This is a genomic window from Rhodoglobus sp. G.S.4, assembly GCF_056619605.1.
Window position 1 is genome coordinate 1599387 of the sequence record NZ_CM152748.1, and the last position, 14545, is coordinate 1613931.

14 protein-coding genes are annotated in these 14545 nt (G+C 59.5%); 7 read left to right on the top strand and 7 right to left on the bottom strand.

What is annotated here, in order from left to right:
- Positions 1 to 13: 13 nt before the first annotated feature.
- On the bottom strand, positions 14 to 1576 hold the full coding sequence (locus AC061P_RS07735; protein WP_480390836.1) for an ABC transporter substrate-binding protein: 1563 nt from the start codon (positions 1574 to 1576) through the stop codon (positions 14 to 16).
- Between the two features lie 134 nt (positions 1577 to 1710).
- Here AC061P_RS07735 and AC061P_RS07740 point away from each other — a divergent pair, with 134 nt between their 5' ends.
- Positions 1711 to 2298, top strand: a complete 588-nt coding sequence (locus tag AC061P_RS07740) for an Lrp/AsnC family transcriptional regulator (RefSeq protein WP_449646819.1) — start codon at positions 1711 to 1713, stop codon at positions 2296 to 2298.
- On the opposite strand, the gene AC061P_RS07745 is transcribed toward AC061P_RS07740, so the two are convergent.
- A complete protein-coding gene (locus AC061P_RS07745; protein WP_480390837.1) occupies positions 2295 to 3053 on the bottom strand; it encodes an avidin-fold protein in 759 nt (252 codons plus the stop codon). The two genes, AC061P_RS07740 and AC061P_RS07745, sit on opposite strands and share 4 nt — an antisense overlap.
- 274 nt (positions 3054 to 3327) lie before the next feature.
- Between AC061P_RS07745 and AC061P_RS07750 the strand changes: the two genes are divergently transcribed.
- Genes AC061P_RS07750 through AC061P_RS07760 form a run of 3 tightly spaced genes read left to right on the top strand, consistent with a single transcriptional unit; the run spans position 3328 to position 4811 of the window.
- Positions 3328 to 3981 (top strand): PadR family transcriptional regulator, encoded by a 654-nt coding sequence (locus AC061P_RS07750; protein ID WP_480390838.1) that lies wholly within the window; start codon positions 3328 to 3330, stop codon positions 3979 to 3981.
- Positions 3978 to 4568, top strand: a complete 591-nt coding sequence (locus AC061P_RS07755; protein ID WP_480390839.1) for a class I SAM-dependent methyltransferase — start codon at positions 3978 to 3980, stop codon at positions 4566 to 4568. The genes AC061P_RS07750 and AC061P_RS07755 overlap by 4 nt, the downstream gene beginning before the upstream one ends.
- The gene (locus tag AC061P_RS07760; protein WP_480390840.1) at positions 4569 to 4811 is read left to right on the top strand and encodes a hypothetical protein; all 243 of its coding nucleotides are present in this window, start codon (positions 4569 to 4571) and stop codon (positions 4809 to 4811) included. It abuts the gene before it with no gap.
- A 14-nt stretch (positions 4812 to 4825) separates the two neighbouring features.
- Here the strand turns inward: AC061P_RS07760 and AC061P_RS07765 are convergent, their stop codons facing one another.
- From AC061P_RS07765 to aceA, 3 genes are all read right to left on the bottom strand, one after another.
- Positions 4826 to 6508 carry a bifunctional 3'-5' exonuclease/DNA polymerase gene (locus tag AC061P_RS07765; RefSeq protein WP_480390841.1) on the bottom strand — a complete coding sequence of 561 codons (1683 nt, stop codon included), beginning with the start codon at positions 6506 to 6508 and terminating at the stop codon, positions 4826 to 4828.
- 182 nt (positions 6509 to 6690) lie between these two features.
- Positions 6691 to 8310 carry a malate synthase A gene (gene aceB / locus AC061P_RS07770; protein ID WP_480390842.1) on the bottom strand — a complete coding sequence of 540 codons (1620 nt, stop codon included), beginning with the start codon at positions 8308 to 8310 and terminating at the stop codon, positions 6691 to 6693.
- Between the two features lie 95 nt (positions 8311 to 8405).
- Positions 8406 to 9707, bottom strand: coding sequence for an isocitrate lyase (aceA, locus tag AC061P_RS07775; RefSeq protein WP_480390843.1), 1302 nt, complete (start codon positions 9705 to 9707; stop codon positions 8406 to 8408).
- Positions 9708 to 9850: 143 nt separating this feature from the next.
- On the opposite strand from aceA, the gene AC061P_RS07780 reads away from it, so the two are divergent.
- Positions 9851 to 11320, top strand: coding sequence for a helix-turn-helix domain-containing protein (locus AC061P_RS07780; protein ID WP_480390844.1), 1470 nt, complete (start codon positions 9851 to 9853; stop codon positions 11318 to 11320).
- Positions 11321 to 11349: 29 nt separating this feature from the next.
- Here AC061P_RS07780 and AC061P_RS07785 read toward each other — a convergent pair whose 3' ends face one another.
- The gene (locus AC061P_RS07785; RefSeq protein ID WP_480390845.1) at positions 11350 to 12177 is read right to left on the bottom strand and encodes a DUF1684 domain-containing protein; all 828 of its coding nucleotides are present in this window, start codon (positions 12175 to 12177) and stop codon (positions 11350 to 11352) included.
- A gap of 54 nt (positions 12178 to 12231) precedes the next feature.
- Complete coding sequence (locus AC061P_RS07790; protein ID WP_480390846.1) at positions 12232 to 13584, bottom strand: CoA transferase; 1353 nt, start codon at positions 13582 to 13584, stop codon at positions 12232 to 12234.
- A gap of 34 nt (positions 13585 to 13618) precedes the next feature.
- On the opposite strand from AC061P_RS07790, the gene AC061P_RS07795 reads away from it, so the two are divergent.
- Positions 13619 to 13807 carry a PLDc N-terminal domain-containing protein gene (locus tag AC061P_RS07795; protein ID WP_480390847.1) on the top strand — a complete coding sequence of 63 codons (189 nt, stop codon included), beginning with the start codon at positions 13619 to 13621 and terminating at the stop codon, positions 13805 to 13807.
- An 83-nt stretch (positions 13808 to 13890) separates the two neighbouring features.
- Positions 13891 to 14544, top strand: coding sequence for a Pr6Pr family membrane protein (locus AC061P_RS07800; RefSeq protein ID WP_449646830.1), 654 nt, complete (start codon positions 13891 to 13893; stop codon positions 14542 to 14544).
- Position 14545: the final 1 nt, after the last annotated feature.

A 14545-nucleotide genomic window follows, 5' to 3' on the forward strand; every position in this document is an offset into this window, starting at 1 on the left:
CTAGAGATACTTTCTACTTAGCTTGCAGTTCGGCGATGTCCATCGTCCAGGTGGAGTTGTAAGCAACTCCGGAGATGTAGTCAACCGTGGCGATGTTCGAGCCGGGAACGATCAGCGGAACGAAGGGTCCGCGCTGCTGCAGTGCCTCAGCAAAGTTGCTGAACGCGGTCTCACGCTCGTCGAAGTTCGTTGCATTCTCTGCCGCAGCAGCGAGGTTGACAACGTCCGAGTCCTGCTCAGCGGTCCAGCCGGCGCGCAGTCCAACCTTTTGCCCTGCCGCGAACGGAAGGAAGTTGGCCGAGTCAGCGTAGTCAGGGCCCCAGAACCAGATGCTGAATCCTTCAGCGCCGGTTACGTAGCGATCGATCTGAGTGGTGAACGGCGCCGGAGCGAGCTCGATAGTGATGCCAGCATCCGCAAGCTCAGACTGGATGCGCTCAGCCAGCGGGGTGAAGCTCACTCCACCAACCGGGTAGTCATTCGGGTATTCGAGGGTGATGCTCTCACCGTTGTAGCCGGATGCCTCTAGCGATGCTGCCGCAACGTCCAAGTCTTGCTCAACGCCTGAATCTAGTGCGCCGAGGAAGGATGGCGGGATAACGCCGGTTGCCTGCGCGGAGCCGGCACCAGCAAGCTCAAGCAGACCCGGGTAGTCGAGAGCGTAACGAACGGCGTTCGCAAAGTCAGGGCTCGACGTAACGCTGGCTACTTCATCGTTCTGGTTGATCAGAAGGAAGATCGTCTGCGCTGACGGAGTTGAGAAGACGTTGATGCCGTCACTCAGGCCAGCGACCTGGTCACCGCTGAGGTCAACAGCGATCTGCGAGTCATTGCCCTCAAGGTTGATCTTCTGCGTTGCCGCTTCCGATACGTTGCGGATTACGACACGAGTGAAGTCGATATCTTCGTCGCCGTTGTAGTTCTCGTTTTCGGTGAGCACTACCTGCGACTCAAAGTTGATCGAATCAAGGATGTACGGGCCCGAACCCGCCGAGGTGGTGTTCAAGAACTCTTCAGCAGCATCCGAGTCATCCGTCGTTCCACCGTTTTCGACAACAAGCTTCGAGTTGAGGATGGCGAGTGACGGGTTGGTCATGAGAGCGGGGAGCTTGAGCGACGGGGTCTCCGTGCTGAGCTCGACGGTCATGTCGTCGATCTTGGTGACGGTGATTCCGTTCATCAAGAAGTTTGCCTTGCTCTCCGTCATTCCCGCTACGCGGTTGAGCGAGAAGACAACGTCATCGGCGGTGATCGCTGATCCGTCCGAGAAGACGCGGCCGTCTTCGAGAGTGAAGGTGAATACTGTCGCGTCATCGTTCGACTCGAACGTCGCGAGTCCGGGAACGGGAGTTGATTCGTCCGACCCTGCGAAGTCGAGGAGGGTCTCGTAAAGAGCCTTCGACACCATGTAGCCGGTGGGTACGTAGTTGCGTCCCGGGTCGCTGGTCTCGAGAGTAAAGGCGGTGTCGATAACGACGCTAGCGCTTACTTCGGGCGCCGCCGCGGCGCAACCGGCAAGTGCCAGTGATGCCGTCAATCCGAACGCTGCCGCTACATAGCGGAACTGTGTACGCAAAAGGAACTCCTTGTGGTTTTGAGGACAGCCGCTGGACGGCTTTTCTTGAGATTGGCATAAATGCCGCTAGTCTGTCCAATCAAAGGCACCATAGTTCAGACCTTGGTTCAAAGTTGAGGGAGACTTCGTATAATATGTCTAGTAAAGCAAGCAGCACATCATCCACCGCTGGACAATCACCGCCCGTATTGGATGAGATCAACCTGAAGATATTGAGCGAGCTGCGCTATAACGGACGAATATCGATGTCGGCTCTTGCGGAGAAGGTAAACGTCTCCCGCGCCAATGTGTACACGCGGGTTGAGCAGCTCATGTCCGATGGCGTCATCACGGGATTTAGCGCCCAGGTTGATCCAGCCAAGACTGGTCTCGGCATCTGCGCTCTCGTGTTTCTCTCCGTGCATCCGCAGACCTGGGCGAGCTTTCGCGACCGCATCACGAACATGACCGAGATCGAGTCGTGCCGCATCACCACCGGTGAGCACGATGCAATGCTCCTCATCAGAGGTCATGAAGTTGGGGCAATTCACGACTTCATCGTCGGCGTGCTGTCAGTCTTGCCAGAAGTGAAGTCGCTTGAGACGGTACTCGTGCTCGATGAAGTCTTTCAGCGGCCCTACCTCTTGCCCATCGACCTCCCTGAGCGCCCCCAGGAACCAGCACAATTGGGCCTCACGCGATTCACTCGCGCTGACCCCAGCCGTGCTGGTCTCAACAACTAGCGAGCGTCGACAACCTGCACGCAAACGCTCGTGCCTGGCACGCCGTCGAGGACAAAGTCTTCGACAAGTTCAAGGCGGCCATCAGCTCGACGCCTGAGCGTTGTACTGCTGTCGCCAAGCAGAGTCGAGTCGCTTGCGATCACATGGTGAACGAAGTACTCGTCGAGAACACCGTTGCGGTAGCGCCCGACGCAGTGACCTGATGTGACCGTGTCGCCAAAGTAGAAACCCCAGACCACACCGGAGTTCTCATCAAACTCGAAACGAGTGGGGTCTGCACTTACGGCACTGGCCGAAGATGCTTCAAGGACAAAGGTGGTGCCGTCGAGCTGCGGCTCAGTGCGAAACTCCGGATCCAATACCGGCCACGCAATCGAGTGATCAGCTTCGACACAAACACTGACCTGCGGCTCGCCATCCTTCTCAAAGGTTTCGTACAGCTCGAGTTTTCCCTCCGAGTTCCACTGAATAGTGCTGTCCGCAGACCCGAGAACCACCTCGTCGCTCGCCGAAAGACGATGGGCGAAGCGGATTGTCAATGCGTCCCCGTCCCGGCGACCGACGAAACGCCCCACGCTCACGGTATCGCCGACATACTCACCCCAGATCATCTGACCCTCTTGGCGATAGCGAAATCGCGTCGGTGACTCGGATGCCACAGCACTACTAGAAGAGGAGGTCAAGACAAATTCGCGGTCATTGATCGACTCGGGAAGGGGGGCTGCTGCCGACTGGGGCGCGGGAACGTCACTCACGCCCACGAGTATGCGGCCGAGAGTCGGCCTGCACGAAATCGATGCACAAGCGTCCAGTTCATCCAGAACGGTGAGCCTTGGGTCAGACATTCGGTAACGTGACGCGAGCAGACGATCAATTATGTCTCGACTGGTATTTTCGTCACGCACGGTTGCCAAGGACTGTGGCACCAACCAATGAGCTCGACACGCCCGGGCCTCTGGCGCGGGCATCCGGGACCTCACTAGGGTCAGTTAGTGCATACGCAGCATCGACTTACCCGGAAGGTCTTCTATGTCAATCCGCCACAGTTTGCTTACAATTCTCGCGCAGGGGCCCTGTTACGGCTACCAGTTGCGCTCAGAATTTGACCGGCGAACTGGCTCAACCTGGCCGATCAACGTTGGGCAGATCTACAACACGCTCGATCGACTCGTACGCGACGGCTTCGCGACTAAGAGCGCACAGAACGCCACAGAGCAAAGTGATGCGTCACAACACACCTACTACTCCATTACAGACTCCGGCCGGCTCGAATCCGACACTTGGTTAAACTCGCCCGTCGAGCGCTATTCCGCCAGCCGTGATGAGTTGGCGATCAAGTTGGCCATCGCCGTGACCTTGCCGGGCGTCGATGCTCACGCTGTCATCGAGCATCAGCGCGTGGCAACCCGGGGAGCGATCGACGCCCTTGCCCTTGGGGTTGAGCAGCGGGCGGATGCTCGAGATGCCAGCGACTTCGCCGAACAGCTCGTCACCGATTCCATGCACGCCCACGCCGAAGCTGAACTGCGCTGGCTCGATCATGTCGAGACTTCGCTCACGACAGCTCAATCGCACGGTCGTGTTCACTCATTCCCACTCACAACAACGAAGCCCAAACGCGGCAGACCAGCACAGGTCGCGCCGCGGGTGGCGACCTCTCACGACAAAGTGGAGACAGCATGACCGACATTCCCGAGTATGTAGCAGCAAACCTCGCAAGTTGGGATGAGCGGGCATCGGTTCACGCGCAATCCCCTGACTACGGTGTCGAGCGGTTTGTTAGCGATCCCAGTTTCCTGAGCGACGTCGTGCGTTTTGATGTGCCCCTTCTGGGAGATATCTCCGGAATGCGCGGAATCCACCTCCAATGTCATATCGGCACAGACACTCTGTCTCTCGAACGCCTCGGTGCGTCAATGACTGGACTCGACTTCTCTCCCGCCGCCCTCAGCGAAGCGCGCTCACTTGCCGAGCGAACACAGGCGAAAACAAAATTTGTTCAATCTGAGGTCTATGACGCACCGTTAGTGCTCGCTGGCACGACCTTCGACCTTGTCTACACAGGCATTGGTGCTATCTGCTGGTTGCCCAGCATCGAGCAGTGGGCCGCTACCGTTGCCGCCCTCCTCCGCGTTGGCGGGCGCCTTTTCATTCGCGATGGCCATCCCCTGTTGCGGGCACTAGACGATGAGAATTCCGAGGCGTTCGTGGTGCGTTACCCATACTTTGAACAGCCGGATGCTCTCGTCTGGGAAGACGCCGGAACTTAGGTGCAAACCGATCACGTCTTCACTGCCACTACAGGCCACGAGTGGAACCACGGTCTCGGCGAAATGATCACCGCGCTTCTCAAACACGGCATGCGAATTGATGGACTCGCCGAGCACCACAGCGTTCCCTGGGATGCCCTTCCCGGGCATATGGCGCGCGGAGATGATGGCGAGTATCGACTCACTCACGGAGCTGAACAAGTGCCGTTGACCTTTACCCTTCAGGCAACGCGCATCCGTTAACGGCAACCAGAACACTACTTCGCTTGATCGTAGCGGTCGACAACTGCGGTGCTCAGGGGAAACGTGACGGGGATACTGCCGAAAACGAGCCGTCCGGCATCCGCCGCTGCCTGGGTAATTTGCTCAGCGACGTCATCCGCGAAATGAGCGGGAGCATGCACAACAACTTCGTCATGAAGGAAAAAAACGAGGTGCGGCGCGTCAGTAAACCACGTCGCCTCAGAGAGCTGACTTAGCCTGTTACGGATGCTGGCCATCCAGCACAGAGCCCACTCGGCGGCGGTTCCCTGCACAATAAAGTTACGAGTGAAGCGGCCCCACGATCTCCCCCGCTCTTGAGATGCAGCCCGTTGCGCCGGAGTCTGCGATTCGTCGTAGTGAGCGGCGTGCGCGCCAGGAGGCGAACTGCGGCCTAGTTGCGTGCTGACGACTTCGCCACGCTCACCCGCACGAGCTGCGCGCTCGACGAGAGCGATTGCTTGAGGGTAAGCGCGAGCAAGCTGAGGCATGAGGCGCCCGCTTTCGCCCGTAGTCGCGCCATACATTGCCCCCAGCATCGCCAGTTTTGCCTGACTCCGAGTTTCGACAGCGCCGCTAGCAACAATTCCCTCATAAAGATCTCCGGATGCACCAGCCGCTACCATTCCGCGATCGCCTGCCATTGCAGCCAAGATACGGGGTTCCAGTTGAGCAGCATCGGCGACAACGAGTTTCCAGCCCGGGTCAGCTCGAACGGCACTGCGGATTAGGTGGGGAAGCTGAAGCGCGCCCCCACCGCTCGTCGCCCAACGCCCGGTAACGACTCCCCCGGGAACATAATCTGGCCGAAATCGCCCGTCAACAACCCAGGAGTCAAGCCAACTCCACCCATTCGCTGTCATCAGGCGTTGCAGTTTTTTGAACTCGAGCAGAGGCGCTATCACGGGGTGCTTGAGTTGCTTGAGCTCCCACGAACGCGTGGTCGTGGCTTGAATTCCCGCGACGTTGAGCGCGCGCAAGAGTTCGGCGGGCGACTCTGGCGCGAGGTGGGGCGCGTCGAGCAGTGTGCGGATGTCGTCGACAAGCACTTGCAGTTTCGCGGGTCGCGAGCCGTCGGTTGCCGGTCGCGGACCGAGTAGGTCGCTCAAAATTCTGTCGTGCGCTTCGGCGCTCCACGGTAGCCCGGCGAATCTCATTTCAGCCGCGATGAGCGCCCCCGCTGACTCGGCAGACAGTAGGCGATGCAGTCGTCCGGCCTCGGCTGATGATGAAATCGCGTCGAGCTGACGCTGAAACTCTGACAGCACATCAAGAGTTTCCGAAGCTGCGGTGGCAGCATCCTCGTCACAATCAAAAAGCGTTGAGTGCTGCACGGGACCGAGTTCGGTAAGTGCTGGTGGCCCGGATTGCGGTAGCGAGCCCCAACTGCCGCTGCGCGCTTGTGCGAGTGCAGACTCACTCGTGAAGACCGAGTTGCGAAGAATTGTGTGGCACAGCCGCACATCGAAACACCGAGCTACGCGCACTCGAGCGGCGAGCAATTGGGGGTACCACGAGGCCGTGTCATGCCAGACCCACCGCACATCGGGCTCATTCGACTGGGTATCCGAGACAAACTGCGACACGTCAGTGACGTTCTCCTCGCGAAGCACCAGGCCGAGGGGGTCAACACGAATAGCAGTCACGTCGCGGCCGACAGTCGTGAGAACGATGTACACGCCCCTAGTCTGCCGTGAACCGCCGACAGCAGAGCAAGCCTCGGGTCGCGCCGTGACTTAGCGAACGTGCACAGCGAAGCGGGCGCATCACTCAGCAGAGGGCGAAAATGGGCTAGCCGCCAGATCCATCGACCGACGGGTGGGGCGAGTGGTCTCAGATCCTGCGGCTAGCCCGTGGTCTGTCAGGCGGCGTTCTCGCGGGGCTGTTCTACGAGGTAACTGCTATAGGCACTCAGAGTGAGGAAGGTGGGAAACTCCTTCTCGAGGGTGACTTCACGGAAGATCGCCGCCGCCTCCTCAAAACGGTCACCAGGCGTGCGCTCAATTTCTGCGAGTGTCTCTTCGAGCTCCGTCTCGATACGACGGTGCGTGATCGGCGTTCCTTCTGCGGTGACAACGCCCTGGTGCATCCACTGCCACAGTTGACTGCGGCTGATCTCAGCAGTCGCCGCATCCTCCATGAGGTTGTCAATCGCGGCAGCTCCGACGCCGCGCAGCCAGCTCTCGATGTAGCGCACCGCGATGGAAACATTCGAGCGCACTCCGGCATCCGTTACCGCACCGTCGATACGCAGATCGAGCAGGTCGTCGGCAGTAACGTGCACATCGTCGCGCAGGCGGTCAACCTGGTTGGGGTGATCCCCTAACACGGTGTCGAATTCTGCGCGCGCGGTCGCAATGAGGTCCGGATGCGCCACCCACGTTCCATCGAAACCGTCGGTCGCTTCGCGGCGCTTGTCGCGAGTCACCGCATCAAGTGCACGAGCGGTCACTTCAGGGTCGCGGCGGTTCGGGATGAACGCGCTCATGCCGCCAATGGCATGAGCTCCCCGCTTGTGACAGGTCGACACGAGCAACTCGGTGTAGGCCCGCATGAACGGAACCGTCATCGTGATGGCGGCCCGGTCGGGAAGCACGAAACTTGCGCCACGACCACGGAAGTTTTTGATGATCGAGAAAATGTAATCCCAACGGCCGGCGTTGAGACCTGCACAGTGTTCGCGCAGCTCGTACAGGATCTCCTCCATCTCGAACGCGGCAGGAATCGTCTCGATCAGCACAGTCGCGCGGATTGTGCCATGTGGAATGTTCAGCGCGTTTTCGGCAAACGTGAACACGTCATCCCACAGGCGCGCTTCGAGGTGGTTCTCGATTTTGGCGATGTAAAAGTACGGGCCGCTGCCGCGCTCGATCAGTTCGTGCGCGTTATGGAATATATAGAGCCCGAAGTCGACGAGGGAGCCGGATGCCGGCGTGCGCAACCCTGCCCGGTCGGTGTACCGGAGGTGCTTCTCTACCAGATGCCACCCGCGCGGTCGCATCACGATCGTTGGCGTCTCCTCGCCGAGAGCATAGGTCTTGCCCTCGGGAGAAGTGAAGTCAATCTGGCGACGGATTGCGTCGTACAGGTTGATCTGGCCGTCGATAACGTTGTGCCACGTTGGGCTCGTTGCATCCTCTTGATCGGCAAGCCACACCTTTGCGCCAGAGTTCATGGCATTGATCGTCATCTTGCGATCGGTCGGCCCCGTGATCTCAACCCGACGATCGTCGAGTCCCGGGCCGGCGCCGGCAACCCGCCAGCTGCTGTCCTCACGAATAGCTGCTGTCTCCGGCAAAAAACGCAAATTGCGTCCGTTCGTGATGTGCTTGCGCGACTCCATACGAGCAGCGAGTCGGTCGTGGCGGCGACCAGCGAACTGGTCATGCAGCCGAGTCAAGAAGTGCAGAGCTTCCGGGGTGAGGATCTCGTCGAATCGTTCCTGCGATTCGGCGATCGGTTCCATTCTGTGCGTGGTCATGAGATGTCCTTAGAAAGAGTTTCGAAGTTGAATGAGCGGCGGTGCCCTTTAGTGGCGGTGCCTTCAATGGCGGTGCCCTTTAATGGCGGTGCCCTCTAATGAAATTGCGCGGTTTCGGTGCTGCCGACCAGGGCGAGGGTTTCGCTCGTGGGGTTGAGGGCCGTCGCAATGCGATCGAAGTACCCTGTTCCGACCTCGCGCTGGTGGCGCGTTGCCGTGTAGCCGTCTGCTTCAGACGCGAACTCTGCCTCCTGCAATTCCACATACGCACTCATGTGTCGCTCGCTGTAGCCACGCGCGAGCGTGTACATGGAGTGGTTGAGGGCGTGGAATCCGGCAAGGGTGATGAACTGGAACGCGTAGCCCATGGCGGCCAACTCACGCTGGAAGCTCGCGATCTGGTCGTCATCGAGGTGACGCTTCCAGTTGAACGATGGCGAGCAGTTGTACGCGAGCTTTTTGCCAGGGAACTCTTTGTGGATGCTCTCCGCAAAGGTGCGCGCCAGCTCAAGATCGGGCTTCGCACTCTCCACCCAGAGCAGATCCGCATAGGGCGCGTAGGCGTGGCCGCGGCTCAGGACCGTTTCGATGCCCGGAGTGGTGCGATAGAAACCATCGCTCGTGCGCTCACCCGTCAAGAATGGCTTGTCGCGGTCATCCACATCACTGGTGATGAGGTCGGCAGCGAGCGAGTCGGTGCGAGCGATGATGATGCTCGATACCCCGGCAACGTCGGCAGCGAGTCGAGCTGCGTTGAGAGTGCGAACGTGCTGAGCGGTGGGGATGAGAACCTTCCCGCCCATGTGGCCGCACTTCTTTTCGGAGGCGAGCTGGTCTTCCCAGTGCACGCCGGCAGCTCCAGCCTCGATCATGGACGACATGAGTTCGTAGGCATTCAGTGGGCCACCAAAGCCTGCTTCGGCGTCAGCAACAATCGGCGCCATCCAGTCGGTAGCCGGTGCACCGAACTCTGCGGTTTCGATCTGGTCGGCCCGCAGGAGTGCGTTATTGATGCGGCGAACCACAGCAGGAACGCTATTTGCCGGGTACAGACTCTGGTCGGGGTAGGTCTGGCCAGAAAGGTTGGCATCGGCGGCGACCTGCCAACCACTGAGGTAGATGGCTTCGAGCCCTGCACGCACCTGCTGAACGGCCTGATTGCCGGTGAGCGCACCAAGAGCGGCAACCCACTCGGTGTCGTCTCGCTGGAGGAGGTTCCAGAGGTTCTCGGCGCCTCGACGAGCAAGAGTGTGGTCTTCTCGAACGCTCCCGCGGAGGGCGACGACGTCTTCAGCGCTGAAGTCGCGTTCGATACCGTTCCACCGTGCATCCGTCTTCCACTCGGTTTCGAGTTCGGCTGCGGTCTGAATCTGGTCGCCTGGACGGTTGTTCGTCATGGTGTGCTCCTCGGTCGGTGGTGCTTGCGGTGCTTCCTTTCTTCGACTGTGAGGCCTGCACACTAGTTCTTCATCGGGTTTTGCGGCAGAATAAATCCAATTCTTCTGTTTTTCCGCAGAAGACAGTCATGGAGGACTCAGAGATGACCCCACGCACGCTCAGGCAGGCAGACGATGAGGACATGCTCGATTCCCTCACCGTTGGCCGTCGCATCCGTCAACTCCGCACTGATCGCGGACTCACCCTCGACGATCTTGGAGCCGCACTCGGCCGTGCCGCATCCCAGGTGTCGGTAATCGAGAATGGCAAGCGCGAACTCAAACTCAGTGAGCTACAAAAACTCGCTCGCATTTTCGACGTAACGGTCGACGACCTTCTCAACGCCGAGCCTCCATCACGTCGCGCCGCTCTCGAGATCGCGCTCGAACGCGCCCAGCGCGGTCCGCTCTATTCTTCGCTTGCCCTTCCCGAGCTGCCCGTGCGCAAGACGTTAAGCGATGAAGCCATCCAAACCGTTTTGGGCTTGCATGACGAATTGCAGCGCCTTCACCGTGAACGCGCCGCAACACCGGAAGAGGCTCGGCGGGCAAACACCGAACTGCGCCGCATGATGCGCAAACGCAACAATTACTTTGGCGAGCTAGAGACCACCGCCCGAGAGCTATTGGATGCCGTTGGTCACACTGGTGGACCACTCTCGCAGCGGGTAGCTTCAGACCTCGCCTCGCATCTCGGGTTTTCGCTTCACTATGTACCTGACCTCCCCGCATCCACTCGCAGCGTGACGGACCTGCGCAATGGCCGCATTTATTTGCCAGTGGCGCAGGGCGAAGGCACAGACCCGAGGTCGACATTGCTGCAGGCACTCGCGGGACATGTGTTGGGCATCCGCGAGCCCGCTGACTATGCCGAATTTTTGCACCAGCGAGTAGAGACCAACTATTTGGCGGCGGCCCTAATGGTTCCGGAGAAGACTGCGGTGGAGTTTTTGACGGCGGCGAAGGCCCAACGCGAGCTGTCTGTTGAGGACCTGCGGGATGCCTTCGCTGTGCCCTATGAGACTGCAGCACACCGCTTCACGAATCTCGCGACCGAGCACCTCGGCGTTCCCGTGCACTTTCTTAAAGTGCACGAGGGCGGCACAATCTCCAAAGCCTACGAGAACGACAATGCCGCTTTTCCCACGGATGCTCTTGGTGCAATCGAGGGTCAAATTGTGTGCCGAAATTGGAGCGCCCGCAAAGTCTTCGACGTCGAGGACCGTTTCAGTCCCTACCACCAGTACACCGATAAGCCGGGCGGCACCTACTGGTGCACGTCGCGCATCCAGTCGGGCCGTCGCGGGGACTTTTCCGTGAGCTTGGGAACCCCATTCGCTTCCGCAAAATGGTTCCGTGGCCGCGACACCACCAATCGGGCAGTCTCGACGTGCCCCGATGATGGATGCTGCCGCAGCGCCCCCGAGAATCTCTCGGAGCGGTGGGCACAACATTCACTCCCGAGCGCACGGCTCAACAGTTCTCTTCTCGCGGCGATGCCCACAGGAATGTATCCCGGTGTTGACTCCACCGAAGTCTTCGAGTTCTTAGAGACGCACTCGCCGTCCGCTTAGAGAACGTGCGACCCAGGAAAACAGCCTGCCTACTCGTGCAGCAGCGAACCATCTTTCTTCAGCACGTTTTTCTCGCCGGCTTCGATGGGAACGGTGAAGCGGTTCTGCTTGGGAGGCATAGGGCAATTGAAGTTGTAGCTGAAAGCACAGGGCGGAAGGATCGCGAGGTTGAAGTCGAGAACAATCGTGCCATCGGGATTGGGGGCGACGAACAGGAAGCGACCAACACTGTAGGTATCGACGCCGCTCGTCGCGTCAGCAAAAACGAGTTGAAGTGCTCGGCCCGATTTGAACGCGGCGAGGCTGTAGTCAATGCCATCCTTCGTGAACGAGATGTCGCCCGGAATGGGCTGCTCACGCTCTTGACCATTGTCTTTCAAATGTTCAAATCCGAGGGTGGTGCCCTCGGGGTTGGGCGTAAACGCCGCCGTAATCACCCAGTCGGGGTTGTAAGCGTACGCATCAATCGTGCCGAATTCTTGGATGGCCGGCGAGTTGGTGTCCCAGACGCGCAGTGCGTGGTTTCCCTCGGGAGCCTTAATAACAAACCCGGTGACGGTTTCGCCGAACACGATAGAGCTGGGGTTCTCGTCGCTCTTGCTGCGCACAACAGCGCTGCCGTCAACCAGTGTGCCGTCAACAACGATGTTGTCTTCTGCGGTGGCTGTGACCGTTAGCCCGTTGTCATGAGGTGCCCACGTTCCGGGAACTCCCCAAATGGTCTGCTCGGCATCAACCCACTGCGTATTGGTCAGAGCAAGGTTGCCATTTTGCTGCACGACAGCCTGGTCGCGTCGTTCACGAAATTTCGCGAGCTTAGCTTCGGGAGTGATCGCGGGAGCAGCAGTGTCAGTCATAAATCCATCCTTGTTGAAGTCCATCATGCCAACCACCGCCGACACGGGATTATTTCAGGAAAGCCATTTCGCTTCGCTCGAACCCCACGCAACGGCCGGCGCCAAAAAGTTGCTTGGCCCACCATCGTAGTGAGCAGCGGCCACGGCGCTCGTCACACCGTCACGAGTCGTCACAGTCGGAACGAAGTCGCCCGATGCTTCAGGTGCGTGACGCGGGCGACGTTGCTGCAGAAGTTCAGTAGCCAACCGCGCAAGAGAGACCTCAACAAGCCAAGAATGACCAGCATCGATGCGGCGACGAACAGCCGAAGTAACACCCGCAGCGAGCAAATAGCCGGCAGCATGATCGAGTGCTTGAGCAGGAAGAGCACCCGGAGTGCCCGTGCCCTCCTCCATCGCAATACCCGTCGCCGCCTGCACAATGCTGTCGAAACCACGACGCTCAGCCAGCGGTCCAACTGTTCCCCACGCGCTCAGGCGGCCCACGATAACTCCCGGACGCCGCTCGGCGAGAGCCGCGGGCGAAAGAGCGAACCTATCTAAAGAACCGGGGCGGTAAGCGGTGAGTACGACATCCGCGGTTTCGAGCAGTTTCTCGAAGGTCGCCCGGGCAGCGCTATCGTCGAGGTCGAGCAGTGCTGAACGTTTGCCCGCGCCTGTGTCGAGATGTTGCCAGTCAATTTCGGGATGCCGCGGGCTGTCGATGCGCAAGACGTCAGCTCCCCAGAGTGCGAGCGTTCGGCCCGCGACGGGCCCGGCAATCACTCGAGTGAGGTCAAGCACGCGCACTCCGGCAAGCGGGGCGTCGACGGCACTGTCCATCAGCTGAGCAGGCTCGGTATCGCCCAGGCTCGTGAATTCAACAACGGGAAGATCTGCAATCGCTTGAGCTTGGGGATGCGCGGCCCATTCTTTAGCGGTGCGAACAACGGTAGCGACTCCCCCAGCAGCGACCACTGCGCTTTCGACCTCAGCAGCGACCATCGGATGCAGGGCGAGCATGAACTCATCGGCGCCAGTATCGTCGGCGAGGCCGAGAGCTCGCAGGAGTGCGGAGCGGTGGTGCGGGTAGTTGGCGTGGGTGCGTACCCAGCCGTCGCTGCACGGCCAGAAACCGGAGAGTTCAGCCCACGCGGAGACAGGCTCACCGTTCAGCCGAAAGTGTTTGTCGCTAGTGACCGCTGTGGCCACTTTGAGCGGGGTCAACTCGACGGAAGGTACTGCACATCCCACTCGGCGTGCCGCCAGCAGGGACGCAGAAAATGAGGCCGCCGCAATGGCATCGTGAACGAATCGACCGGAGGGTAGCGCGCCCGATAGAGGTACGGCGGTGCCATGGTCACGAACCAGGGCGAGGGCTGCGGCATCTTCCCCAAGGGATTGCCACGCGGCATCCAGCAAACTCATATCTTGATAGTGCCACGCCGATAGGATTTAGACCATGGAACCTATTAGCTTCAGTTTTGGCGTTGTCGGCTTGATCATCTTCATAATCACGGTCATTTCGATTGCCAAGAGCAACAATCATGGCGTTCTCGGCAAGTTTGTTTGGATTTTGGTGGCATTCTTCTTGTCGATCATCGGTTCGATCCTGTGGCTGATCTTCGGTCGCGGCAAGGTGCGCAACTAACGCCGCAGCATGGTGACGACCCCACAACCTAGGCACTCGCTATAGTCAGTCTCGACCGCACGTTTTTTGGTTCGAGGGGAACTATGGCCAACGCAACGAAGTCCGCTACCCGAAATGGCACCGTTGTTGTTGCCATCCTGCGTCTAGCGATTGCTGCCCTAGTAGCAGGGGCGGTCGTCGCGACTGTCGCTGAGGCCGCTGGTCGCACCGCGATCAACCCCTTCAATATGTTCGGGTATTTCACGATTCAATCGAACATATTCCTTGCCGTCGTCTACACCGTTATCGCGGTCGTTTCGCTTCGGGGAGAGGCTGCGTCGCCAGCTCTCAACATCGCGCGCGCTTCAGTGACGACCTACATCATCATCGTTGGCGTCGTTTACGCAACGCTGCTGGCGCCTCTTGGCGCGGCCGGGGGCGTGCCGGTGGCGTGGGCAAACACTGCTTTGCACATCGTCACCCCGATCTACGCGCTTGCCGATTGGGTCCTCTTCTCCGACCGCGCGCGGATCGGCTTCAACCGACTCTGGATCGTGCTCATCTACCCCATCGTGTGGGTCGTGGTGGTGCTCGTGCGCGGCGCGACCGACGGCTGGGTTCCCTACCCCTTCTTGCACCCCGATACTGGCTACGCGAGCGTCTTCTTCTACGTTGGCTTAATCGTCGTCGTGATGTTGGCCTTCGGTTCGCTGGTGTTCTGGATCTCCCGTAAACGTTCAGTGCTGCGCGTACCGTAAC

Bases quoted from the DNA above. Each gene is read 5' to 3' on its own strand.
- AC061P_RS07740 (WP_449646819.1), top strand. From the start codon at position 1,711: ATGTCTAGTAAAGCAAGCAGCACATCATCCACCGCTGGACAATCACCG.
- AC061P_RS07800 (WP_449646830.1), top strand. From the start codon at position 13,891: ATGGCCAACGCAACGAAGTCCGCTACCCGAAATGGCACCGTTGTTGTT.
- AC061P_RS07795 (WP_480390847.1), top strand. From the start codon at position 13,619: ATGGAACCTATTAGCTTCAGTTTTGGCGTTGTCGGCTTGATCATCTTC.
- aceB (WP_480390842.1), bottom strand. From the start codon at position 8,310: ATGACCACGCACAGAATGGAACCGATCGCCGAATCGCAGGAACGATTC.
- AC061P_RS07750 (WP_480390838.1), top strand. From the start codon at position 3,328: ATGTCAATCCGCCACAGTTTGCTTACAATTCTCGCGCAGGGGCCCTGT.
- AC061P_RS07785 (WP_480390845.1), bottom strand. From the start codon at position 12,177: ATGACTGACACTGCTGCTCCCGCGATCACTCCCGAAGCTAAGCTCGCG.
- AC061P_RS07755 (WP_480390839.1), top strand. From the start codon at position 3,978: ATGACCGACATTCCCGAGTATGTAGCAGCAAACCTCGCAAGTTGGGAT.
- AC061P_RS07790 (WP_480390846.1), bottom strand. From the start codon at position 13,584: ATGAGTTTGCTGGATGCCGCGTGGCAATCCCTTGGGGAAGATGCCGCA.
- AC061P_RS07780 (WP_480390844.1), top strand. From the start codon at position 9,851: ATGACCCCACGCACGCTCAGGCAGGCAGACGATGAGGACATGCTCGAT.
- aceA (WP_480390843.1), bottom strand. From the start codon at position 9,707: ATGACGAACAACCGTCCAGGCGACCAGATTCAGACCGCAGCCGAACTC.